This window comes from Pseudoxanthomonas daejeonensis (genome assembly GCF_022637495.1).
GTDB classification, from domain to species: domain Bacteria; phylum Pseudomonadota; class Gammaproteobacteria; order Xanthomonadales; family Xanthomonadaceae; genus Pseudoxanthomonas; species Pseudoxanthomonas daejeonensis.
In genome coordinates, this window is sequence record NZ_CP093331.1 from 934,539 (window position 1) to 957,252 (window position 22,714).

General features: G+C 70.1%; 22 protein-coding genes. 11 read left to right on the top strand and 11 right to left on the bottom strand.

The window, feature by feature from the left end; translation table 11 throughout:
* Positions 1 to 12: 12 nt before the first annotated feature.
* The 5 genes from MNQ95_RS04280 to MNQ95_RS04300 all read right to left on the bottom strand — a co-directional run bounded on the left by MNQ95_RS04280 (position 13) and on the right by MNQ95_RS04300 (position 4,312).
* Positions 13 to 495: a GNAT family N-acetyltransferase gene (locus tag MNQ95_RS04280; RefSeq protein ID WP_241953918.1), complete on the bottom strand. Its 483-nt coding sequence runs from the start codon at positions 493 to 495 to the stop codon at positions 13 to 15.
* A gap of 9 nt (positions 496 to 504) precedes the next feature.
* Complete coding sequence (locus MNQ95_RS04285) at positions 505 to 1,674, bottom strand: nitrate/nitrite transporter (RefSeq protein WP_241954353.1); 1,170 nt, start codon at positions 1,672 to 1,674, stop codon at positions 505 to 507.
* Between the two features lie 410 nt (positions 1,675 to 2,084).
* Complete coding sequence (locus tag MNQ95_RS04290; protein WP_241953919.1) at positions 2,085 to 3,164, bottom strand: CmpA/NrtA family ABC transporter substrate-binding protein; 1,080 nt, start codon at positions 3,162 to 3,164, stop codon at positions 2,085 to 2,087.
* A 57-nt stretch (positions 3,165 to 3,221) separates the two neighbouring features.
* Complete coding sequence (locus tag MNQ95_RS04295) at positions 3,222 to 3,791, bottom strand: ANTAR domain-containing response regulator (protein WP_241954354.1); 570 nt, start codon at positions 3,789 to 3,791, stop codon at positions 3,222 to 3,224.
* A gap of 83 nt (positions 3,792 to 3,874) precedes the next feature.
* Complete coding sequence (locus MNQ95_RS04300) at positions 3,875 to 4,312, bottom strand: CopD family copper resistance protein (RefSeq protein WP_241953920.1); 438 nt, start codon at positions 4,310 to 4,312, stop codon at positions 3,875 to 3,877.
* A gap of 167 nt (positions 4,313 to 4,479) precedes the next feature.
* Here MNQ95_RS04300 and hemN point away from each other — a divergent pair, with 167 nt between their 5' ends.
* From hemN to MNQ95_RS04340, 8 genes are all read left to right on the top strand, one after another.
* The gene (gene hemN, locus MNQ95_RS04305; protein ID WP_241953921.1) at positions 4,480 to 5,883 is read left to right on the top strand and encodes an oxygen-independent coproporphyrinogen III oxidase; all 1,404 of its coding nucleotides are present in this window, start codon (positions 4,480 to 4,482) and stop codon (positions 5,881 to 5,883) included.
* Positions 5,884 to 5,902: 19 nt separating this feature from the next.
* Positions 5,903 to 6,658: a helix-turn-helix domain-containing protein gene (locus MNQ95_RS04310; RefSeq protein WP_241953922.1), complete on the top strand. Its 756-nt coding sequence runs from the start codon at positions 5,903 to 5,905 to the stop codon at positions 6,656 to 6,658.
* 341 nt (positions 6,659 to 6,999) lie between these two features.
* Entirely contained in the window at positions 7,000 to 9,297 is a 2,298-nt protein-coding gene (locus MNQ95_RS04315) for a nitric-oxide reductase large subunit (protein WP_241953923.1), read from the top strand.
* Positions 9,298 to 9,501: 204 nt separating this feature from the next.
* Complete coding sequence (locus MNQ95_RS04320; RefSeq protein WP_162411441.1) at positions 9,502 to 9,882, top strand: hypothetical protein; 381 nt, start codon at positions 9,502 to 9,504, stop codon at positions 9,880 to 9,882.
* A 56-nt stretch (positions 9,883 to 9,938) separates the two neighbouring features.
* Entirely contained in the window at positions 9,939 to 11,228 is a 1,290-nt protein-coding gene (locus tag MNQ95_RS04325) for a TolC family protein (protein WP_241953924.1), read from the top strand.
* A complete protein-coding gene (locus MNQ95_RS04330; RefSeq protein ID WP_338423332.1) occupies positions 11,225 to 12,274 on the top strand; it encodes an efflux RND transporter periplasmic adaptor subunit in 1,050 nt (349 codons plus the stop codon). The genes MNQ95_RS04325 and MNQ95_RS04330 overlap by 4 nt, the downstream gene beginning before the upstream one ends.
* Complete coding sequence (locus tag MNQ95_RS04335) at positions 12,264 to 15,467, top strand: efflux RND transporter permease subunit (protein WP_277884375.1); 3,204 nt, start codon at positions 12,264 to 12,266, stop codon at positions 15,465 to 15,467. Before MNQ95_RS04330 ends, MNQ95_RS04335 begins: the two co-directional genes overlap by 11 nt.
* A 101-nt stretch (positions 15,468 to 15,568) precedes the next feature.
* A complete protein-coding gene (locus tag MNQ95_RS04340; protein WP_202922904.1) occupies positions 15,569 to 15,745 on the top strand; it encodes a hypothetical protein in 177 nt (58 codons plus the stop codon).
* Positions 15,746 to 15,751: 6 nt separating this feature from the next.
* On the opposite strand, the gene MNQ95_RS04345 is transcribed toward MNQ95_RS04340, so the two are convergent.
* Positions 15,752 to 16,039, bottom strand: a complete 288-nt coding sequence (locus tag MNQ95_RS04345) for a hypothetical protein (protein ID WP_162411444.1) — start codon at positions 16,037 to 16,039, stop codon at positions 15,752 to 15,754.
* Between the two features lie 217 nt (positions 16,040 to 16,256).
* On the opposite strand from MNQ95_RS04345, the gene MNQ95_RS04350 reads away from it, so the two are divergent.
* Genes MNQ95_RS04350 through MNQ95_RS15820 form a run of 3 tightly spaced genes read left to right on the top strand, consistent with a single transcriptional unit; the run spans position 16,257 to position 18,086 of the window.
* Positions 16,257 to 17,516, top strand: a complete 1,260-nt coding sequence (locus MNQ95_RS04350) for an NnrS family protein (RefSeq protein ID WP_241953925.1) — start codon at positions 16,257 to 16,259, stop codon at positions 17,514 to 17,516.
* 15 nt (positions 17,517 to 17,531) lie between these two features.
* Positions 17,532 to 17,933 carry a SirB2 family protein gene (locus tag MNQ95_RS04355; RefSeq protein ID WP_162411446.1) on the top strand — a complete coding sequence of 134 codons (402 nt, stop codon included), beginning with the start codon at positions 17,532 to 17,534 and terminating at the stop codon, positions 17,931 to 17,933.
* An 18-nt stretch (positions 17,934 to 17,951) separates the two neighbouring features.
* Positions 17,952 to 18,086 (top strand): hypothetical protein, encoded by a 135-nt coding sequence (locus MNQ95_RS15820; protein WP_274379421.1) that lies wholly within the window; start codon positions 17,952 to 17,954, stop codon positions 18,084 to 18,086.
* A 10-nt stretch (positions 18,087 to 18,096) separates the two neighbouring features.
* Here MNQ95_RS15820 and MNQ95_RS04360 read toward each other — a convergent pair whose 3' ends face one another.
* The 5 genes from MNQ95_RS04360 to MNQ95_RS04380 all read right to left on the bottom strand — a co-directional run bounded on the left by MNQ95_RS04360 (position 18,097) and on the right by MNQ95_RS04380 (position 22,695).
* The gene (locus MNQ95_RS04360; RefSeq protein WP_202922905.1) at positions 18,097 to 18,456 is read right to left on the bottom strand and encodes a GFA family protein; all 360 of its coding nucleotides are present in this window, start codon (positions 18,454 to 18,456) and stop codon (positions 18,097 to 18,099) included.
* 109 nt (positions 18,457 to 18,565) lie between these two features.
* The gene (locus MNQ95_RS04365) at positions 18,566 to 19,231 is read right to left on the bottom strand and encodes a DUF2894 domain-containing protein (protein WP_162411447.1); all 666 of its coding nucleotides are present in this window, start codon (positions 19,229 to 19,231) and stop codon (positions 18,566 to 18,568) included.
* Positions 19,221 to 19,865 carry an OmpA family protein gene (locus tag MNQ95_RS04370; protein ID WP_241953926.1) on the bottom strand — a complete coding sequence of 215 codons (645 nt, stop codon included), beginning with the start codon at positions 19,863 to 19,865 and terminating at the stop codon, positions 19,221 to 19,223. Before MNQ95_RS04370 ends, MNQ95_RS04365 begins: the two co-directional genes overlap by 11 nt.
* Positions 19,862 to 21,967, bottom strand: coding sequence for a DUF802 domain-containing protein (locus MNQ95_RS04375; protein WP_241953927.1), 2,106 nt, complete (start codon positions 21,965 to 21,967; stop codon positions 19,862 to 19,864). Before MNQ95_RS04375 ends, MNQ95_RS04370 begins: the two co-directional genes overlap by 4 nt.
* The gene (locus MNQ95_RS04380; RefSeq protein ID WP_202922906.1) at positions 21,964 to 22,695 is read right to left on the bottom strand and encodes a DUF3348 domain-containing protein; all 732 of its coding nucleotides are present in this window, start codon (positions 22,693 to 22,695) and stop codon (positions 21,964 to 21,966) included. Before MNQ95_RS04380 ends, MNQ95_RS04375 begins: the two co-directional genes overlap by 4 nt.
* Between the last annotated feature and the right edge of the window lie 19 nt (positions 22,696 to 22,714).

The following is a 22,714-nucleotide window of genomic DNA, read 5'->3' on the forward strand; positions in this document are numbered from 1 at the left end:
GCCTTGGCTTCTTCATTGCAGGTTCTCGTTGGACACGGGAGGCAGGGCGCGGGTCATGAACGCGCTGCAGGGGTCTTCTCTGTAACTTCCGAACGGGGCGCAGTACTGGAAGCCGAAGCGCGCGTACAGTGCGCGCGCCGGCGCGAACTCCGGCTGGGTGCCGGTCTCCAGGCTCAGCCGGCGGTAGCCGCGCTGCACGGCTTCGTCGATGACCTGCCGCAGCAGCGCCTCGGCCACGCCGCGGCGGCGGTGCGCGGCGGCGGTGCGCATCGACTTGATCTCGCCATGCCAGCCATCGATTTCGCGCAGCGCCGCGCAACCGACCAGCGCACCGTCCTCGCGCGCACTCCAGAAGGTGATGTCCGAAGCGCGCAGCCGGGCCAGGTCCAGCGCATGCACGCTTTCCGGCGGCGAGATGCGGCGCATCTCCTCCAGGTGCTCGCGCAGCAGGGCGACGATCTCCGTGCCGTCGAGAGGATCGATGGCGATCTGCATGGGCATGCCTCAGACCCGCGCCGCGCCCAGCGGGGCCCAGTGCAGGCGCCAGCGCTGCTTGACCCCGACCAGACACAGCGAAGCGGCCAGGGTCACCGCCGCGAACAGCCACAGGCCGACCGCATAGCTGCCCAGCTGCTGCTTGACCACGCCCAGTCCGGCGGCGAGCAGGAAACCACCGACGCCACCGGCCATGCCGATCAGTCCGGTCATCAGCCCGATCTCGGCGCCGAAACGCTGCGGCACCAGCTGGAATACCGCGCCATTGCCGGCACCCAGGCACAGCAGGGTGAGCACGAACAGGGCCACCGTTGCGCCGGCGCCGCCGATGCCCAGCGCCGCGGTCGCGACCAGCACAGTCACGGCGAGGTAGACCATCTGCAGCGAGCGGGTGCCGCCGATGCGATCGGCGATCACGCCGCCAAGCGGACGCATCACCGAGCCGGCCAGCACGCAGGCCGCGGTCGCCCAGCCGGCGATTTTCGGCTCGAAGCCGAACTGGTCGTGGAAGTAGCCCGGCAGCGCGCTGGCGAAACCGGCGAAGCCACCGAAGGTGATGGCGTAGAAGAACATGAACCACCACGAGTCGCGGTTGCCGACCAGCACGCGTCCGTAATCGCCCAGGCTCTTGCGCGCCACCGGCACCGGCGCGTCCTTCGCGCAGGCGGCGAAGATCGCCAGCACCACCAGCAGCGGGATCACGGCCAGGCCGAACACGTTCTGGAAGCCGAACGCGGTGGCCAGCACCGGCGCGAACAGCGCGGCGAACACCGTGCCGGAATTGCCGGCGCCGGCAATGCCCATCGCCGTGCCCTGGTGCTCGGCCGGATACCAGCGCGAAGCCAGCGGCAGCGCCACCGCGAACGAGGCCCCGGCCACGCCGAGCATCGCGCCCAGCAGCAGTACCTGGCCGAAGCTGTGCACGCCCAGCCGCCATGCCACCAGCAGCGAAGCGATCACCACCACCTGCGCCAGCACGCCGGTGCGCTTGGCGCCGATGCGGTCGGCGAGCAGGCCCAGGAACAGGCGCAGCACCGCCCCGCACAGGATCGGCACGGCGACCATCAATGCACGCTGCTGCGTGTCCAGTGCCAGTGTCTGCGCGATCTGCACCTGCAAGGGACCGAGCAGGTACCAGACCATGAAGCTGACATCGAAGTAGAGGAAGGCCGACAGCAGCGTGGGGGCGTGTCCGGCGTTCCAGAAGGATCGGTTCATGCGTCGCCATCTCCGGGTTTGGGCGCGCCGTGGGGGCGGCTGGATCGCAAAAAAAAAGGCGTCCCCGGTTCGCACCGGGAAGACGCCGTTGTCTGGGTGGCCGGACCGCCGTTGGCCGGGCTACCTGATCAGGTTGTGGACGGCCACGCCGTTGTGTCCGCACCCATGGCTACGCAATGGCCATGCCAAGTCGTGTCGCAGCGCAGCATCACCAGCGCACGCGAGGAAAAACATGGAGTTGGGTGCGCGATGGACGCCATGGCGCGATCCGCGCGCGCAGGCTCACGAACCCACTTGCACCGGGCTGGTGCGCTTTGCACTGCGTACGTGCGCCATGCACCACGAGTGCGCACGCGGAGCGGCCGCGAGGTTCAGTCCGTCGCGTCCGTCCGCAGGCCGGGGGCCGTGTCCCCCGCAGGTACGGCGACACCCAGTTGCCCGGCGGCTTGCCGGTAGGTGTCGATCCGGTACACATCGGCCAGCCAGGCATCGCGCGCGTCGTCTTCGGTGGCCGGCGGCAGCCAGCGCCAGCGGCGGAACTGCTGCAGGAACCAGCGCCCGTTGCCGGCGCGCGGCACGTTCGCCTCGCCCTGCGCGTGGAACTGCAGCGCTTCTCCGGGAACGTCGCCATCGCGTGGGAGCAGGCCTTCCGCCAGCCGCGCGACCGGCAGGCCGATGGCCTCGGGTGCCGACAGCCATTGCGCGGCCTGCATGCGGTTGCGTGGATCGGCATCCAGCCAGCGGCAGGCTTCCAGCGCCACCGTGGTGAGCGCGAGCGCAAGCTCGGGCTGCAGCGCGGCGAAGTCGCGCCGGCACGCGAGCACCTTCTCCGGATGACCCGGCCAGGCCTGGCCGCTGCGCACCACCCGGCGACCGGCACCAGTCGCTTCGGCCTGCTCGCCCCAGGGCTCGCCCGCGCAGAAGCCGTCCAGTTCGCCCTCGGCCAGCGCCTGCGGCATCTGCGGCGGGGGCAGGGTCAGCACCTCGATGTCGCAGGTGGGATCCACGCCCTGGCGTGCCAGCCAGTCGTACAGCCACAACGCATGCGTGCCGGTGGGAAAGGTCTGCGCGAACACGGCGCGGCGCGGCAACGCGCGCAGCGCATCGCGCACCGTCCGCCCCTGGTCCAGTGCAGCAGCCAGCGCGGGCGAGACGGTGATCGCCTGCCCGTTGCGGTTCAGGCCAAGCAGGATCGCCAGGTCCGCGCGCGGGCCACCGATGCCGGTCTGCACGCCCAGCACCATCGCCTCCATCGCGTGCGCCGCATCCAGCTCGCCCGACAGCAGGCGGCCGCGCAGCGCGGCCCAGGACGCCTGCCGGTGCAGGCGCAGCGCCACGCCATGCTGCCGGTCCAGGCCCAGCCGCGCGGCCACCAGCAACGGGGCGGCGTCCAGCAAAGGCATGAAGCCCACGTCCAGCGCGTGCGGATCGTTGCGTCCGGCATTCGTCATCGCTTGCCCATCCCGTGCGTCATTGCGGCTTGCCCTGTTGCATGTCTTCGCTTCGTTTCATCCGAGCAGGTCGGACATCGAGAGGATCCGGCGCGCCACCTCGGCCAGCTTCAGGCCGTGCTTCATCGCCTGCTGGCGCAGCGCCGCGTAGGCCTGCGCCTCGCTCATGCCACGCCGCTCCATGAGCAGCCCCTTGGCCCGATCGATGTCCTTGCGGTCGCCCAGCTTGTGCTCGAGTTCGTCCAGGCGCAGGCGCACGTTCGCCTGCTGCTCGAAACGCGCCATCGCCACGCGCAGGATCGGCGCCAGCCGGCCGGGGGCCAGGCCGTCGACCACGTAGGCGGCCACACCGGCGCCCAGGACATCGCGGATCAGCCCTTCGTCGCCATCGGCCGAGAACATCACCACTGGCCGCGGCGCGTGCCGGTCGAGCATGGCCAGCTGCTCGAGCGTATCGCGCGAGGGCGAATCCACGTCGAGGATGACCACGTCCGGCGCGGCGGCCTCCACCGCGCGCAGCAGGCCGCTGCCGGACACATGCGGCAGCACCTCGTAGCCGGCATCGCGCAGGGCATCCTGCAGGTCGGCGATGGGCTTTTCCGTGTCGTTGACCAGCAGGACGCGCAGCATCGGGCACAGGGCGGGGGACGTGGGGTCGCCTCGATGTTGCCATGCAACATGAGGCGCCGGCGAGCCCTGCCTCGCGCGGCTCAGAGGTGGAACATCAGCTTGGCCAGGACGGCGATCGCCAGCACGTGGACCAGCACGCTGCGGTGCAGGCGCTGCGAGCGGGGGCCGTCGAGGCGGCCCTGCCGCTGCCAGGCCATCGCCCGCAGGAAGTGGCCGAAGACGCTGGCCGCCAGGACCATCTTGGCCCACAGCAGCAGGGCGAAATGACTGCCCAGCGGCTGCGCCAGCGCTCCCCTGTGGTGCCACGCCAGCCCCAGCCCCGCCAGGTAGAGCACGGCCAGGACCCAGGGCATCACCACGCGGGCCTGCGCGGCGAACGCCGCTTCCAGCCGGCGCGCGGTCGCCGCCGGCAGCCGCCGGCGCACCCCAGGCAGGAACAGCACCTCGACCACGACCGTGCCGATGAACACGATCGCGGCCAGCAGGTGCAGCAGCAGGAACTGCAGATACGTCGACATGCCGACAGCGTGGCGCCCGCCACGGCCGGACGCCTTGACCACGATCAGGCGCGCGCCACCCCGCATCGGCCAGGCCCGACCGTTACCAGCCTGAAGCGGTCGCAATCACGCGTCGCGGATTGACCTGCATCAAGGACAGGTTCGGCGTATGGTTCTAGCCTGTCGCCATGGCTACCCTGTCCGCCCTCTTCGACCCGCAGCTGCTCCAGCGCTACGACGTGCCGGGGCCGCGCTATACCTCGTATCCGACCGCGCCGCAGTTCACCCCCGGCTTCGGCGAATCGGAGCTGCGCCAGGTCGCCGCGGCCAGCAACGGCGATCCGATCCCGCGCCCGATTTCCCTGTACCTGCACATCCCGTTCTGCACCAGCCCGTGCTTCTACTGCGGCTGCAACCGGATCATCACCCGCGATGCGAGCCGCGGCGCGGCCTACCTGACCCGCCTGTATCGCGAGATCGCGATGGCCTCGTCCATGTTCGATCGCGACCGCGACGTCGAACAGGTGCATTTCGGTGGTGGCACGCCCAATTTCCTGACCCCGGACCAGATCACCGAAGTGGTGGACGTGCTGCGGCGGCAATTCCATTTCGCCGCGGACGCCAAGCTGGACTGCTCGATCGAGCTGGACCCGCGCTTCATCACGCCCGGCGAGATCGGCCAGCTGGCATCGGCCGGCTTCAACCGCGCCAGCCTGGGCGTGCAGGACTTCGACCCGGTCGTGCAGCAGGCGGTCAACCGCGTGCAAGGCGTCGAGCAGACCCTGGGCATCATCGATGCCTGCCGGCAGCACGGCTTCCGCTCGGTCAACGTCGACCTGATCTACGGCCTGCCCAAGCAGACCCTGGAAGGTTTCTCGCGCACCCTGGACATCACCCTGCAGGCGCGCCCGGACCGGCTGGCGATCTACGGCTACGCACACATGCCGCAGCTGTTCCGCCCGCAGCAGCGGATCAATGCCGAGGAACTGCCCAGCGCGGAGACCAAGCTGGACCTGCTGCGCCTGGCGATCGACAAGCTCGGCCAGGCCGGCTACGAATACATCGGCATGGACCACTTCGCCCTGCCCGACGACGAACTGGCGCGCGCCCAGCGCGAGGGCGGGCTGCACCGCAACTTCATGGGCTACACCACGCACGCCGAAAGCGACCTGGTCGGCCTGGGGGTGAGCGCGATCAGTCACATCGGCGCGAGCTTCAGCCAGAACCCGCGCGACATCACCAGCTGGGAGCAGGCCATCGACGACGGCCGCCTGCCGGTGTGGCGCGGCATGCGCCTGGACGAGGACGACGTGATCCGCGCCGACGTGATCCAGTCGCTGATGTGCCACGGCGAGCTCGATTTCGAGGCGCTGGGCAGGCGCCATGTGATCGATTTCCACGACTATTTCCGCGATGCCATCGAGCGGTTGACGCCACTCCAGGATGATGGGCTGGTCGAAGTGGACGGCCGCGGCCTGCACGCGACCTCGCGCGGAAGGCTCCTGCTGCGTATCATCGCGATGTGCTTCGATCGATATCTACCCCCGGCCGCGGATGCGACGGCCACACCCCGGTACTCGCGCACCGTCTGAGTGTGACGGGAGTCATTGCATGACCTCACCGACCGTCTTCCCGCGGACCAGCCCGACCGTGCTGGCCGACGACGGCGATGCCCTCTCCTTCTGCTCGACGTGTGCCTTCTCCCAGGCCTGCCTGTCCGAAGGCATGGACAAGCGCGCACTGATGGACCTGCACGTGCTGGTCGAGCACGTCGGCCCGCTGCACCCGGGCGAACACGTGTTCCGCGAAGGCGATGCCTTCGGCGCGATCGCGGCGGTACGCGCCGGTACGGTCAAGACCTACCAGATCGACCGCAACGGGCACGAGCAGGTCCTGGGCTTCCACCTGCCGGGTGAGGTGATCGGCCTCAACGCGATCCACGGCGACCGTTACCCGTGCAATGCCATCGCGCTGGACACGGTGATGCTGTGCCGGTTCTCGTTTCCGAAGATCGCCCTGCTGGCGCAGCGCCTGCCCAACCTGCAGCAGCACCTGTTCCGGCTGATGAGCCGCGACATCGGCGTGGCCTCGCTGTTCGCGCGCGACAACACCGCCGACGAGCGCATGGCCGCGTTCCTGATCGGCCTGTCGCGGCGCCTGGCCGCGCGCGGCTTCTCGCCGCGCCGCTTCCAGCTGACCATGTCGCGCACCGACATCGCCAACTACCTGCGCCAGGCGCCGGAGACTGTCAGCCGGGTGCTGCGCCGGTTCGAGGTCGAAGGCCTGCTGCATATCAAGCAGCGCGACGTCGAGATCGTGGACCTGCCGCGCCTGGAAGCGCTGGCGATGACGGTGCTGCGCCAGTAACGGCGGCCGGCCGCACGCGTCGACGCGTGCGGCCTGTCGGGCCGGGAAGACGCTGCGGGAAAAGCCCGTCACCAGGGCCGCGTGCGCACGTCGCTCGAAGGCGTGGGCCCGCCCGGTTCGGCCGCACCGGGCCCATGCCACGCCCTTTGCCGCGGTCGGGAAGCCCTCCACACCCCTAACGCCGGTCGCCGTCGTCGGCCCGCCGTGCACGGCGAAGATCGGCGCCGAGGGCATTCCGCGGCCAGCCAGACGGCCGAATCGGCACGGCTTGACCTGCGTCATGGAGGCCGCGGCCCCCGGCGCCGAACATGCGGCCATTCCCCGCAGGAGAGAGCCGCGTCATGAATTCCACCCGCAAGCTTTGGACAGGCCTGGTGGTCCTGCTCATCGCCTCGTTTGCCGTCCTGCTCTGGGTCGGCAGCGAGATCCACCGCCAAGCCCCCCCATTGCCCGAACAGGTGGTCAGCACCGACGGCCAAGTGGTCTACACCCGCAAGGACATCGAGACCGGACGCCAGGTATGGCAGTCGATCGGTGGCCAGCAGCTGGGCTCGATCTGGGGCCACGGCGGCTATGTCGCCCCGGACTGGGGCGCTGACTGGCTGCATCGCGAGGCCGAAGCGGTCCTGGACCTGTGGGCCGCGCGCGAGCATGGCCTGGACAGCTACAAGAAGCTCGATGCCGCCACCCAGGCCGCCTACGCCCAGCGCGTGCAGGCCCTGCTGCGGCCGAACACGTACGAGGCGGCCACCGGCACGATCCACATCGATGCCGATCGCGCCGCCGCCATGGCCACGGTCGCCACGCACTACCAGACCCTGTTCGGCAACGACCCGTCGATGACAGGACTGCGCGAGGCCTATGCCATGCGCAACGGCACCGTGCCCGATGCCGAGCACCGCCGCCAGCTGACGGCGTTCTACTGGTGGGCGGCATGGTCGTCGGTGACCGAGCGTCCCGGCGCGGACATCACCTACACCGCCAACTGGCCGCATGACGAGCTGGTCGGCAACACGCCGCCGTCGAACCTGTTCATGTGGACCGTGTTCAGCGTGCTGTTCCTGATCGCCGGCATCGGCCTGCTCGGCTGGCACTACGCGGTCAGCCACGGCGAGGAGATGGTGCCGGTACTGCCGAAGTCCGATCCACTGGCCGCGATCAAGGTCACCCCATCGATGCGCGCCACCGCCAAGTACTTCTGGGTGGTGATCGCGCTGTTCCTGGTGCAGATCCTGCTCGGCGCGATCACCGCGCACTACCAGGTCGAAGGCCAGGAGGCCTACGGCTTCGCCCTGGCCGACGTGCTGCCGTACTCACTCACCCGCACCTGGCACACGCAGCTGGCGGTGCTGTGGATCGCCACCGCATGGCTGGGCATGGGCCTGTACATCGGCCCGGCCATCTCCGGGCATGAGCCGAAGTTCCAGCGCCTGGGCGTGAACGTGCTCTGGACCTGCCTCCTGGTCATTGTCGTTGGCTCGTTCGCAGGCCAGTGGTTCGCGGTGATGCAGAAGCTGGGCCTGGCCCACAACTTCTGGTTCGGCCACCAGGGCTGGGAATACGTGGACCTGGGCCGCTTCTGGCAGTGGTTCCTGTTCATCGGCCTGCTGCTGTGGCTGACCCTGGTCGGTCGCGCGCTGTGGCCGGCCATGCGCAAGGGCACCGAGTCGCGCTCCATCGTCAGCCTGCTGTTCCTGTCGGTGGTGGCGATCGGCATCTTCTACTCGGCCGGCCTGATGTGGGGCGAACACACCCACCTGTCGATGGTCGAATACTGGCGCTGGTGGGTCGTGCACCTGTGGGTCGAGGGCTTCTTCGAGGTGTTCGCGGTGGCGGTGATCGCCTTCCTGTTCACCCGCCTGGGCCTGCTGCAGGTGAAGTCGGCCACGATCGCGGTGCTGTTCGCCACGATCGTGTTCATGGCCGGCGGCGTGCTCGGCACCCTGCACCACCTGTACTTCACCGGCACGCCGACGGCGGTGATCGCCCTGGGCGCGAGCTTCTCGGCGCTGGAAGTGGTGCCGCTGGCCTACGTCGGCTTCGAGGCCTACCACAACTACAAGCTGGGCAAGGCCACGCCGTGGATGGCCAAGTACAAGTGGCCGATCATGTTCTTCCTGGCCGTGTCGTTCTGGAACCTGGTGGGCGCGGGCCTGTTCGGCTTCCTGATCAACCCGCCGCTGCCGCTGTACTACATGCAGGGCCTGAACCTGACCGCCAACCACGGCCACACCGCGATGTTCGGCGTGTACGGCATGCTCGGCATCGGCCTGATGCTGTTCTGCCTGCGCGGCCTCAAGCCGGACGTGAAGTGGAACGAAAAGCTGCTGGCCACCTCGTTCTGGTCGCTCAACATCGGCCTGGCTGGCATGTCGCTGTTCACCCTGCTGCCGCTGGGCATCCTCCAGCTCAACGCGGCGATCGACAAGGGCTACTGGTACGCGCGCTCGGCCGACTTCATGCAGCAGCCGATCGTGGACCTGCTGGTGTGGATGCGGGTGCCGTCGGACACGCTGTTCAGCGTCGGCGCCGCAGCCCTGGCATGGTTCGTGTTCCGGCTCTGGGTGGCACCCAAGCGTGAATCGCCGGTGCCGTCGGCTACCGCGGTGGCCGCTGCGGCGATCACGCCCAAGCACTGATCCTCGCTGCATCGCTGCATCCATCGGGGCCGCCTTCGTGCGGCCCCGATGTTTTTCCGGCCGGGACTGCGCGCCGGGGGCCGGGCAGTCCACCCGCCAGCACGCTGCCCGCCGCGTCGACCCTGGATCGTCTGCGGCCGATGACCGATCTCACTGCCCTGCCCGAAATTGTGTAACCCGACCGGCGCGGCCTATCCTGCCGCCATGTCCCGCGTCTTCGGCCCCCGCCGGCTCTCCTTCCTGCGCACCAGCGTCATGCTGGCGTTCGCGCTGGGGCTGTTCTGGCAATCGATGCTGGGTTCGCTCGGCGAGATCCACGAAGCCGTCGAGCACGCGAGTACGGCAGCGACCCACGAGGCCGGCGTCGAATCGCACGAGGCCCCGGCGCACGGGAATCCCGCCGACGATGGGCTGCATTTGGCGCTCCACTACGCGCACTGCTGTGGCCAGGCGGCCGGCCTGGCCGATCCGGGCATCACCTGTGCCGCCGTCGCACCGCAATCCGTGCAGCCGCGGACCTTGGCCTCGGTGCGGACGCCTGCGTCGCACCTTTCCGGTCCGTTCCGTCCTCCGATCCGGGCCTGACGCTCGACTGGCGATAAGCCAGCGTTCCGTCACTGCACCCTTTCCGGAGTATCCCCATGCCTGTGCGACTCGCGGCCCTGGCCGCGTGGATCGTCGGCTGTGCCATGGCCTGGCCGGCCGTGGCCGCCGATCCCGCCCCACCCGCCCTCACCCTGGATGACGCGTTCGTACGCGTCGCCCGTGCCCACCCGGACCTGCGCCTGTTCGGTGCGCAGACCGACCTCCTACTCGCCGAGCGTGACCAGGCCAGCCTGAAACCCGCGCTGCGCGCCGGCCTGGACATCGAGAACGTGCTCGGCACCGGCGCGACGCGCGGCTTCGACCAGGCCGAAGTGACGCTGACGCTGGCCGGCGTGCTGGAACGCGGCGGCAAGCTCGACGCGCGTCGCGCGCTGGCGCAGAGCCGCATCGATGCATTGTCCGTGCAGCGCGAGGCACAGCGCCTGGACCTGCTGGCCGAGACCGCGCGACGCTACCTGGCCGTGGCCGCGGCACAGGCGCAGGCGGACATCGGCCGCCTCGACATGGAACAGCGCCGGCGCACGGTCGCGGCGGCCCGTCATCGCCTGCAGGCCGGTGCATCGCCCGAGTCCGTCGTGCTGACCGCCGAAGCCGCGCTGGCGCGTGCGGAAATGAGCGTGGATCGCGCCACCCAGCAGGAGCACGCTGCGCGCCAGCACCTGGCCGCACTGTGGGGCGAACGTGATCCGGCCTTCCTGCTCGCCGCGGCCGATCCGCTGCTGACGCCCGCCGTGCCCGAACTCGAAGAGCTCGCCGCCTGGCTCGAGCGCACGCCGGAGCTGGCCGGTTTCGTCGGCGAGCAGCGCATCCGCGAAGCGCGGCTGCAGCTCGCGCGCAGCGCCGCCACGCCCGACCTGGACTGGCAACTGGGCATCCGCCGCCTGCAGGAAAGCGACGACACCGCGCTGGTGGGCAGCCTCTCCATGCCACTGGGGGGCACGCGCCGGGCGCAGCCGGAAATCCGCGCCGCCGAAGCGGAGCTGGCGTCGCTCGGGCTGGAACGCGAATCCCGCGACGTGTCGCTCTACAGCACGCTGGTCCAGGCACACGGTCGCTACCGCGTCGCCCAGCAGGAGGTGCGGCGCACCGCGCAGGACGTGCTTCCGCGCCTGGCACGCGCCGAGCGTGCCGCGCAGCGCGCGTACGGCGCCGGCGCGATCAGCTACCTGGAATGGGCGCAACTGCAGTCCGAGCACACCGCCATGCAGCGGCAGCAGCTCGACGCCGCGCTTGAAGCACAAAGCGCCCTCATCGAAATCCAGCGCCTGACCGGCCAGCCCTTCGTGGCCGGCGCCGGCGCCTCCGGACAAGGAACCTCCCCATGATCCGTTCACTGGGTACCGCGATTTTCCTGGCCCTGCTGCTCGCCGCCTGCGGGCGCGGTGCGGCCGATGGCGAAGCCGGACACGACCATGCCGACGGCGGCCACGAAGGCGAACGCCTTGATGAAGCAGGTCGCGAAAAGCGGGGCGCCGCCAACAGCAACGCCAGAAATGAAGAAGACGCCGACCACGCGCACGATGCAGACGGCGCCGAGGAAGGCGAAGCCCACGCCGACAGCACGGTCATCGCCGCCGACATCGCCCAATCCTCGGGTATCCGCGTCGCCGCAGTGGCCGCCGGAATCATCGCCGACGAACACGAGGTGCAAGGCCTGCTGACCCCGGTCGAAGGCCGCGCCGCGCAGGTGTCGGCGCGCTATCCCGGTCCCATCCGCAGCCTGGCGGTGAACGTCGGCGACCGGGTCCGCGCCGGGCAGGCGCTGGCGGCCGTGGAAAGCAACCTGAGCCTGTCCACCTACACCGTCACCTCGCCGCTGGCCGGCGTCGTCCTCGCGCGCCATGCCAGCCTGGGCAGCGTCGCCAGCGAAGGCAGCGCGCTGTTCGAGGTCGCCGACCTGTCGCAGCTGTGGGTGGACCTGCACATCTTCGGTTCCGATGCCGGCCACATCGTGCCCGGCGCGCCGGTCACGGTGACCCGCCTGAGCGATGGCGTCACCGCGCAGACCACGCTCGAGCGCGTGCTGCCCGGCACCGCCACCGCCAGCCAGAGCACGGTCGCGCGCGCGGTGCTGGAGAACGAGGACGGTTTGTGGCGTCCCGGCTCGGCGGTCAGGGCGCGCATCACCGTCGAACAGCAGCCGGCCGCGCTCGTCGTGCCGCTGACCGCGCTGCAATCGCTGGAAGGCCGTGACGTGGTGTTCGTACGCGAAGGCGACCGCTACCAGGCGCATCCGGTGAAGCTGGGCAAGCGCGATGGGCAGAGGGTGGAGGTCCTCGAGGGACTGAATGCCGGCGACGAAGTCGTGGTCGAACAGAGCTACCTGGTCAAGGCCGACATCGGCAAGGCGGGGGCTTCGCATGAGCATTGAGCCCATGGGCGAGGCCCCGCGCGGAACGCTTGAACGCATCATCGGCTTCGCCATCGCGCATCGCTGGCTGATGCTTGCGCTGACCCTGGCGCTGGTCGCGGTCGGCATCTGGAGCGCGCGCCAGCTGCCGATCGACGTCACCCCCGACATCACCAACGTGCAGGTGCAGGTCAATACCGCGGCGCCCGGTTTCTCGCCGCTGGAAACCGAGCAGAGGGTGACCTTCCCGCTGGAGACCGCGCTGGCCGGCCTGCCCGGGCTGGACTACACGCGCTCGCTGTCGCGCTACGGCCTGTCGCAGGTGACGGTGGTGTTCAAGGACGGCACCGACCTGTACTTCGCCCGCCAGCAGGTGGCCGAACGCATCGCCCAGGCGCGCTCGCAGCTGCCTGCGGGGCTGGATCCGGAGATGGGTCCCATTGCGACGGGCATGGGCGAGATCTTCATGTACATCGTGCAGGCCGCGCCGGACGCTAGGAAGGCCGACGGCACGCCCTGGACGGCCACCGACCTGCGCACCCTGCAGGACTGGGTGGTGCGTCCGCAGCTGCGCAACGTGCCCGGTGTAACCGAAGTGAACACGCAGGGCGGCTTCGCCCGGCAGGTCCACATCACCCCCGATCCGGCGCGCATGGTCGCGTTGGGCTTCAACTTCGACGACGTGGTGCGCGCGGTGGCGGCCAACAACCGCAATGTCGGCGCCGGCTATATCGAACGCAACGGCCAGGAACTGCTGGTGCGCGCACCGGGCCAGGTCACCGACCTGGATGACATCCGCGACATCGTGCTCGACCGCCGCGAAGGCGTGCCGATCCGCGTGCGCGACGTGGCCCAGGTCGGCGAGGGTCGCGAGCTGCGCACCGGCGCGGCGACCCTGGACGGCGAGGAGGTGGTCCTCGGCACGGTGTTCATGCTGGTCGGTTCCAACAGCCGCGACGTCTCGCAGGCCGCGGCCGCGCGACTGGAGGACGCGAACCGCAGCCTGCCGGCGGGTGTGTCGGCGGTGCCGGTCTACGACCGCACCTCGCTGGTGGACCGCACCATCCGCACCGTGGCCACGAACCTGGTCGAAGGCGCCCTGCTGGTGATCGTGGTGCTGTTCCTGTTGCTGGGCAATTTCCGCGCGGCGCTGATCACCGCGGCGGTGATCCCGCTGGCGATGCTGTTCACGCTCACCGGCATGGTCCGCGGCGGCGTGTCGGGCAACCTGATGAGCCTGGGCGCGCTGGACTTCGGCCTGATCGTCGACGGCGCGGTGATCATCATCGAGAACTGCCTGCGCCGCTTCGGCGAGCTGCAGCATCGCCTGGGCCGGGTGCTCGACGAATCGGAGCGGCTGGCGACCACAGCCTCGGCCACCGCCGAAGTGATCCGCCCGAGCCTGTTCGGCCTGGGGATCATCGCCGCGGTGTACCTGCCGATCTTCGCGCTCACCGGCGTGGAAGGAAAAATGTTCCACCCGATGGCGATCACGGTCGTGCTCGCGCTGACCGGCGCGATGCTGCTCTCGCTGACCTTCGTGCCCGCGGCGATCGCGATGTTCCTGCGCGGCGACGTGCAGGAAAAGGACACCCGGCTGATGCAGTGGTCGCGTCGCGCCTACCGGCCGGTGCTGGACTGGGCGCTTGGCCATCGCCTGGCCGTGCTCGGCGGCGCCGTGGTCGTGCTGGTGGGCGCCGGCCTGCTGGCCACGCGGCTCGGCTCGGAGTTCGTGCCCAGCCTGGACGAGGGCGACATCACCGTGCACGCGATGCGCATTCCCGGCACCAGCCTCAGCCAGGCGGTGACCATGCAGGCGTCACTGGAAAAGACCTTCGCCGCCTTTCCCGAAGTGCGCAGGGTCTTCAGCAAGATCGGCACCGGCGAGGTGGCCAGCGATCCGATGCCGCCCTCGGTGACCGACACCTTCATCATGCTCAGGCCGCGCGAGGAGTGGCCGGATCCGCGCAAGTCCAAGGCCGCACTGCTGGAGGAGCTCGAAACCGCCGCGCGGCGCCTGCCCGGCAACAACTACGAGTTCACCCAGCCGATCCAGATGCGCATGAACGAGCTGATCTCGGGCGTGCGCGCGGACGTGGCGGTGAAGGTGTACGGCGACGACCTTGACACCCTGGTCGAGGTTGGCCAGCGGGTCGAGGCGCTGGCACGCGGAATCGAAGGCGCAGCCGACGTGCGCATGGAGCAGGCCGAGGGCTTGCCGATGCTCACCGTCACGCCCGATCGCGCGGCGCTGATCCGCTACGGGCTCAATCCCGGCGACGTGCAGGACACCGTGGCGATGGCGGTGGGTGGCGAAGTCGCCGGACAGCTGTTCGAAGGCGACCGCCGCTTCGACATCGTGGTCCGCCTGCCCGAGCACCTGCGCCAGGACCCCACTGCCCTGGCCGACCTGACCCTCCCGCTGGGCAGTGCCGGCAACGACGACGAATCACGCAGCCGGCCCGCATGGGCCTCGGGCGAACCGCGCACGGTGCCGCTGCGCGAGGTCGCGAAGATCGAGACCGTGCTCGGGCCCAACCAGGTCAACCGCGAGAACGCCAAGCGCCGCGTGGTGGTGACCGCCAACGTGCGCGGCCGCGACCTCGGTGGTTTCGTCGCCGAACTGCGCGAGCGCGTCGGCACGCAGGTCGAACTGCCGGCCGGCTACTGGATCGACTACGGCGGCACGTTCGAGCAGCTGATCTCCGCAAGCCAGCGCCTGGCAGTGGTCGTGCCGGTGACCCTGCTGGTCATCATGGCACTGCTGTACTGGGCGTTCGGTTCGATCCGCGACGCGGCCATCGTCTTCACCGGCGTGCCGCTGGCGCTGACCGGCGGCGTGGTGGCGCTCGCCCTGCGCGGCATCCCGCTGTCGATCTCGGCCGGCGTGGGCTTCATCGCCCTGTCGGGCGTTGCGGTGCTCAACGGCCTGGTGATGATCAGCTTCATCCGCAAGCTGCGCGAGCAGGGCGATCCGCTCGACCTGGCCGTATACGACGGCGCGCTCGGCCGACTGCGCCCGGTACTGATGACCGCGCTGGTGGCCTCGCTCGGCTTCCTGCCGATGGCCTTCAACGTCGGTGCCGGCTCGGAGGTGCAGAGGCCGCTGGCCACCGTGGTGATCGGCGGCATCGTCTCCTCGACGCTGCTGACCTTGCTGGTGCTGCCGGTGCTGTACCGGTGGCTGCACGGGCGCTCGCAGCCGGCCGCGTAAGCGGCTGCGGGCCGGCGCGCGCAACGGGTGCGCGCGCCATCACTGCACGACGACGGCCATCGTCGTGCAATGGGCCCCACGCTGCGCATGAGGACGCGACCATGAAACCCACGCCGGAATCCAATCCCGAGGGCGACCAGGCCAAGTCGCATACGCCCGACAAGCTGCGCAACGACAAGGCACGCTGGAAGGACCACGACCAGCCCGACACGCCGCGCAAGGACGGACCCGACCCGGAAAGCGACTATCCGGACGCGCGCGAAAGCGTACCGCGCTGACCGCGCTCAGCTGCGGCGGCAGCCGCAGCCGCAGCTGCCACCCGTGTTCGTGCCGCGCGCTTCGTCGGCGTCCTCCGCGTACGCATCGCCGGACAGCTCGGCCGTTTCGCCCAGCGCCTGCAACACGGCCATCACCTGGGCGGGTGGCAGCACGGTCAGCACTTTCAACTTGCCGCCGTCTGGATCCAGCGCGACCTGGGCATCGGGATCGAGCTCGCGCAGCGCGGCGTTCATCGCCGACAGGCGCGACAGCGCAATAGTGGGATCGGTCGGGGAAGCCGGTGCGATGGACATGGGTTCTCTCGTTCGGAGGGGCGTTCACGGGATCGTTCAAGGACGGCCACGGCCGCGCGCGCATGGCGTGCGACCGGTACTGGAGCGACTGTAGGCAGCGGCGGCGCTCGCGGCCTTGACAGGGGTCAAGGCGCAGCACGGTCGCACGGGGCGGCCGATCAGCGCCGGCCTGACGTGGGTCAAGGCGTCGCTTGCGTCCGCGTCGCAGACTGCGGCCATGCACATCGAGGTCGCTCCCCCGCCCCGTCCCCACCGCGCTGGCGCATCGCCGGCCTGGCTGGCGCATGCACCACACCGGCTGATGTTCTTCATCGGCGCCTCCAACGTGCTGCTGGCGATGCTGTGGTGGACGCTGTGGCTGCTGTCGGTGCGCTTCGGCCTGTGGACGCTGCCGGCGATGGCGGTGCCGCCAGGGTGGCTGCACGCCTTCCTGATGCAGTACCTGGTGCTGCCCAGCTTCGTATTCGGCTTCCTGCTGACCGTGTTCCCGCGCTGGCTTGGCCTGCCCGACCTGCAGCGCTGGCACTACGTGCCGGTGGGCCTGGGCCTGATGGGCGGGCAACTGGCGATCCTGCTCGGTGCCGCCGGCTGGGAGGTCGGACTGACCGTGGGACTGTGGATGGCGCTGGCCGGCTGGACCGCGGCGCTGGCGATCCTGGGCCGCCTGCTCGCCGACGAGAAAGGGCGCACCTGGCACGCGCGCTCGTGCTACGCGGCGCTGGTGCTGGGCTGGCTGGGCGTGGCAATGTTCCTGGCCTTCGTCCTCGGCGCACCGGCGAACTGGGCATTCGCCAGCATCAAGCTGGGCGGCTTCGGCCTGCTGCTGCCGGTGTACGTAACCGTCGCCCATCGCATGTTCCCGTTCTTCGCGGGCAATGCCGTGCCGGGCTACAAGGCGTGGCGGCCGCTGGCATGGCTGGGTGCTGTGTGGGCCTTCGCGATGTTGCACCTGGCGCTGGAACTGGTCCACGGCTACGCGTGGCTTTGGTTGGCCGACGTGCCGCTGCTTTCGTTGACCGGCTACGCGGTGTGGCGCTGGTGGCCGCGCCGCGTCGCAGGCGCCCCGCGCATGCCGGGCCTGCTGGCGGTGCTGTTCATCGGCACCGCGTGGCTGCCGGTGACTTTCGCCCTGTACCTGGCGCAGAGCCTGGTCTACGCCACGAGCGGCGAGTTCATCCTCGGGCGCGCGCCGATGCACGCCTTGTTCATCGGCTTCTTCGGCAGCGTGCTGGTGGCGATGGTCACCCGCGTGACCCAGGGCCACTCCGGCCGGCCTTTGCAGATGTATCCCATCGCCTGGTTCGCCTTCATCGCGATCCAGCTCGTCGCCACGCTGCGCATCCTCGCCGATGTGCTGCCCGACCCGGGCCTGTGGCAGGCGCTGGCCGCGGTCGGCTGGCTGCTGGCGCTGTCGCCGTGGGTGGCGCGAATCGGCCACATCTACCTGACCCCGCGCCGCGACGGACGTCCCGGCTGACACACCGACTCCGCGATGATCACCTTCTATCCCGACATCAAGCTCGTCCACATCGCCGCCGCGCTGGCCAGCGGCGCGTTCTTCGCCTTGCGGGCGATGGCCCTGCTCGGCGGCATGCGCTGGCCGCGCCTGGCCCCGGTCCGCTACCTCAGCTACACGATCGACACGGTGCTGCTGACCGCCGCTTTCATGCTGCTGACGATCCTGCCGCGCGAGCTGTACGCCAACGGCTGGCTGCTGGTGAAGCTGTGCTTCGTTACCGCCTACGTGGTGCTGGGCATCCTGGCCTTCCGCCCGCAAAGGCGCACCTTGCCGCGCGCCGCACTCGTGGCCGCCGCGGGCCTGTGTTTCCTGCAGGTCTACTGCATCGCCCGCGTGCACCATCCCCTGGGCGCGTTCTACCTGCTGGCGGGCTGACACCCGCGGAGTCACACCATGGACCTGAGCGAACTGGAACTGCCCGATCCCTGCCTGCCGGCCTGTCCCCTGCTGCAGGAATCCTGGCAGGCCGCCGGCCTGTCGACCGACACCCCTGAAGCGCGGTCAGCGGACGATCCCTGGCACGACTGAGCGTGCCGCCTCAGTCCATCCCGGCTCCCACCGTGCGCCGTACCGGTATGCCCTCCGGATCGAAACCCTCCAGGCAGAACACGTTGATGCCCAGGTAGTCGGGCGTGACGCGCTTGCGGTGGAATGGATAGATGCCGCAGGTCTTGCAGAAGAAGTGTCGCGCGGTGCGGGTATGGAACTGGTATTCGGCCAGCGCCTGCTCACCGGCGAGCAGCTGGAAGGCGCTCTCGTGCACCTTGACCATCAGCGCGTTCTTGCGCAGGCAGATCGAACAGTCGCACGTGGTCAGCTCGGGAAACCCGGTCTCGATCTGGAAGCGCACCGCGCCGCAATGGCAGCCCCCCTGGTATTTCTGCAACGGACGATTCATCGGTCGTGCGCTCCGGAACCCTGGCATGCGGCGGATGCGGGCATGCGCCTGGCCGGACGTGCCGGCGGCGGCAGCCGACGATACGGCAAAGGTGCCGCTGCTGCAGCTGTCAGCCGCTGCGCTTGCGCCCGCGACCGCGCGTTGGCGCGCGCGCGTCGGCGCCCGCCGGGACGGTACTTTCCCGCAGCTGCTGCAGCGAGGAAAGCGTGTCGGCATAAGCGATGAAATGCTGCAGGTAGCCCGGGGCGGTGGCCTGCATCAGTTGCAGAGCGCGATGCACGAGCATGCCGGAGTTGAGCGGGCCGGCATCGGCAGGCACCTGCTCCATCGATTCGCGCATCTGGCTGTCGTTGCGCAGGCGCGACCAGACCGTGCGCAGTTCGTCCAGCACCGGCAGCTCGGGATACAACGGCGCAGGCGCAGCCTGCAGGTCCGCTGACGCAGGATCCGCCACGACCGGCCGGGCCAGCGACGCGGACAGTGCAGCAAGTGCGCTGCTCGCGATCGCGCCTTGCTTTGCCACGGCGTCGCCCGGACTGGCGGACGCAATGGTGTCCGCGTACGCCTGGACCAGGCGGGACAGGCGCTGCTCGAGAAGTGCGCGCGCCGTACCCGCGTGGTCGTGCACGCGCGCGGCCATCGCCGCGATCAGGTCGAAGCGCAGCGGATCGATGCGATCGGCACCCTGGGCGCGCCAGGCCTCGAGTGCGGCCTCTGCCGTCGGCGGCGCGTCTGGCTGGCTGCGCACCGTGGCGTGCACGGCATCACCGTCCATCGGGCGTCGTGGTCCTTGATGGCCGCCGCACCGGTGCGATCTCCACCCGGCGGTTGCGCGAACGCCCGTCCTCGTCGGCATTGGTGCTGACCGGCTGCTGCGCACCGAACGCGGCCGCGAACACCGAAGCCGCCGGCACGCCTTCTGCCACCAGGACGCGGGTCACGGTCAGCGCGCGCTGCGCCGACAGCTCCCAGTTGTCGGCGAAGCGGGCATTGCCACCGCGCACCTGGCGGTCATCGGTGAAGCCGCTGACCATCAGGATTTCCTCGCGCGAAGCCAGGTAACCGGCCAGTGGCGCGGCCAGGCTGCGCAGCAGCTCGTGCCCTTCCGGCTGCAGCTGGTCGGAATTGAGTGCGAACAGCACATTGCCGCGGATGCCGATGCGACCGTCGACCAGGGTCACCCGGCCCGCCGCCAGCGGCGCGGCCAGTGCCTGTTCGAGCGCATGGCGCTGTTGCGCTTCGGCTTGGCGCCGGCGCACTTCTTCGTCCAGCCGGCTGGCCAGCTGGGCCTGGATGGCGATGACGCCGACCAGGACCAGCACGAACGCGCCCAGCAGCACCGACATCAGGTCGCCGAAGCTGGCCCAGACGGTGGTGCCGAGTTCGGCATCGTCACTCTCCACGCTCATGCCGCGTGGGCTCCGGCGGACGGCTGGCCACCGATCCGCTGCAGGTCGGCCATGATCTGCTTCTGCGCGAGCAGGCTCAGGTCGATCACCTCGCGCGCCTGCGCCACGTAATAGGCCAGCTGCTCGTCGCTGCGCACCAGCGAGCGGTCGAGCGCGCCCTCGATCGCGCCCAGGCGCTCGACCAGGATGTCGTTTGATGCGCCGAAGCGTTCCACGGCCATGCCGAAGGCGTCGCTCAGACTCGCCACTTCGGTGGCGCCCGCGGCGACCTGCGCGGCGACTTCCTCGAGCTTGCCGGTGCCGGCCTCGACCTGGTCGGCGAAGCGGTTGCCGACGCGGTCGAGCAGGTCGGCCGAGGTGGCGACCAGCGCATCGATGGCACCACGCTGCTCGGTCGATGCGTGGTTGACCGCGGCAAGCAGGGTGTCGAGGGTGGCCAGCATCTGGTTGCGTTCTTCCAGCATGGCGGTGTCGCGGACCATGCTGTCGGAAAGTTTCTGGCGCAGCTCGGCGATGACTTCGGCGGCGGCGCGCGGCGCTTCGGATGCGACCTGGACCAGCCGGGAAATCTCGGCGATCGTCTCGCGGGCGTGCGCCTGCGCCTGCGCGGTGATGTCGGCCGCGCTGCTGGCCAGCGCATCGCAGATTTCCTGCTGGCGCGCGGCGGTGTGCGCGCCGGCGTGCTCCCATTCCTCGCGCAGCGCCACGCCGGTCGCCGAGAGCTGCCCGGTCCAGGCTTCAAGCCGCTGCTGGTCCTGCCCGGCCAGCGCGGCCTGCAGCTCGTCGTGCGATTGCGCCAGGCGCGAGATGAGCGCATCGGCATGCCGCTCGAAAGTCGTGGCCGCGTTCGCCAGCGCCTGTTCGTTGCGGCTGGCCAGCGCCGCACCAGCGGCGTCCTGCTGCGCCAGCGCCTGCTGCCAGGCGGCCGCGACGTGGCCGGCGGTCGCATCGAGGCGCTGCGAGACGCCCTCCACCAGGTCCACCGAGCGCTGCTCGAACGTCGAGGCAAAGCGCGTCAGCGCTGCTTCCAGCTCGCGGCCCTGGGCTTCACTGGCGCCTCGCTGGCCCTCCAGCGCCGTGGTCCAGGCGGCGGCGGCGGCCTCGCGCGTCGCATCGACGCCAGCGGTCAACGCTTCCAGCTGGCGCTGCACGGCCTGGTTCACCGTGTCGTGCAGCACCGCGGTTTCGCGCGACAGGCCCGCCATCGTCGTTTCGATCGCCGGCTGCAGGACCGCGGCGGCGGCACGCGTGCTTTCGGCCGCGCCGGCGCGCATCGACTGCTCCAGCGAGTGGGCCAGCTGCGCGTAGGCGCTCTCGGTGCGCGCATGGAACTCGGCCTGGTGCGCGGCCAGGCGATCGCCGTTGGCCACGCCCTGACGTTCGATCGCCCCGACCATCGCCTGCAGCTGTTCCACCAGCGCCGGCACCACCGTCGCCTGCTGCTGCAGGAGCCGGAACGCCTCTTCGCGCTGCCAGGCCTGCGAATGCACGCGCAGTGACGTGGCGATCTCCACGTCCAGCTGCTGCACCGCCTGCAGCCGCTCGCGCCGGCACAGCGCCGAGAGCAGGCCGAGCACCGCGGAGCTGGCGACGCCGGCGATGGAGGTGCCGAAGGCGAAGGCCAGGCCCTTGATCGGTGCGGCGAGCGATCCGCGGATCGCGTCCAGGTCGGTCGCGCTTTCCAGCGCCAGGCCGGTGCCGCGCAGGGTCGCCATCATGCCCATCAGCGTGCCGAGCATGCCCAGCAGCACCAGCAGGCCGACCAGGTACGGCGTCAGCGCGGGCGCCGGCAGGGCGACGCGCTCGCCTTCGATGCGCAGGCGCACCGCGTTGCGCAGGCCCGGATGCAGTCGCGCAAGCCAGGCGTCGAGCATGCCGCCGGCGGCGGGCATCTCCTGCAGCGCGGCGGACAGCGTCGCCGTCGCCTGCCGGTAGCGATGCAGTTCGATCCCGCCCGCCAGATAGCAGGCCGCGATGACCCCGGTGACGAGTGCGCCGAGCGGGTTGGTGACGACGTAGCCGGCGCCGATCCAGCAGGTCACGCCCAGGCCGGTCAGGTACAGGGCGAAGTAAGGGGCGAAGTAGGGGGAATGCCGGTTCATGTTTTCCGCAAGGTCTGGGGATCGAGCGCTGCGAGCAGCGCCTGGATCGGTTGGAAACGGACATCCAGTTCGGCCAGCAGCACCGCCTGCATGTCGCGGCTGAACGCATCCAGCCAGGTGTGTGCGGGCACCGAACCGGCGCCCGTGGATGCCTGCGCCAGGCGCAGGCGCTCGAAATGTTCGCCGAGCATCGCCGGCACGCCCGACAGGAGTGCCTGTTCGCGCGGACTGAGGGTCAGTTCCATCACCGCGTCGACTTCGGCCAGCCGGGCCAGGTCGGCCGGGCCGTGGGCGAGCTGGTCGCGCAGGCGACCGCGCAGCTGGCCGGTGGCCGCCTGCATCGAGCGCTGCCGGGCCAGGTGGAACTGGCGGAAAGGGGCGTAATCGGGCGCCTCGCCGCTGGACGCGCAGCGTTCACGCACGCGGGCGAGGGCCGCCGCGCCTTCGTCGACGATCGCACTGGCCTGCATTTCGCGCGCACGGGCGCAGGCCGCGGTCGCGTCGTCGTCGGCAGCCGGTGCGCCATCGCCGGCCGGCGCTGGGAGCCGCCCGTCGAGCGCCCGCGACAGCACCACGGCACGGTTCCAGTCGAACCACTGGCCCAGCCGCCCTGACAGGGCCGGGCCCGACGCCGGGAGTTCAGCCCCGGTGACCCGCGCCAGCAGGCGGGTGAAGGCCGGGCCCGGAACGGGCGTTCGATGTCGCGCTTCTGCCACTCTGCCGCTCAAAAGACGGCGATTTTACATG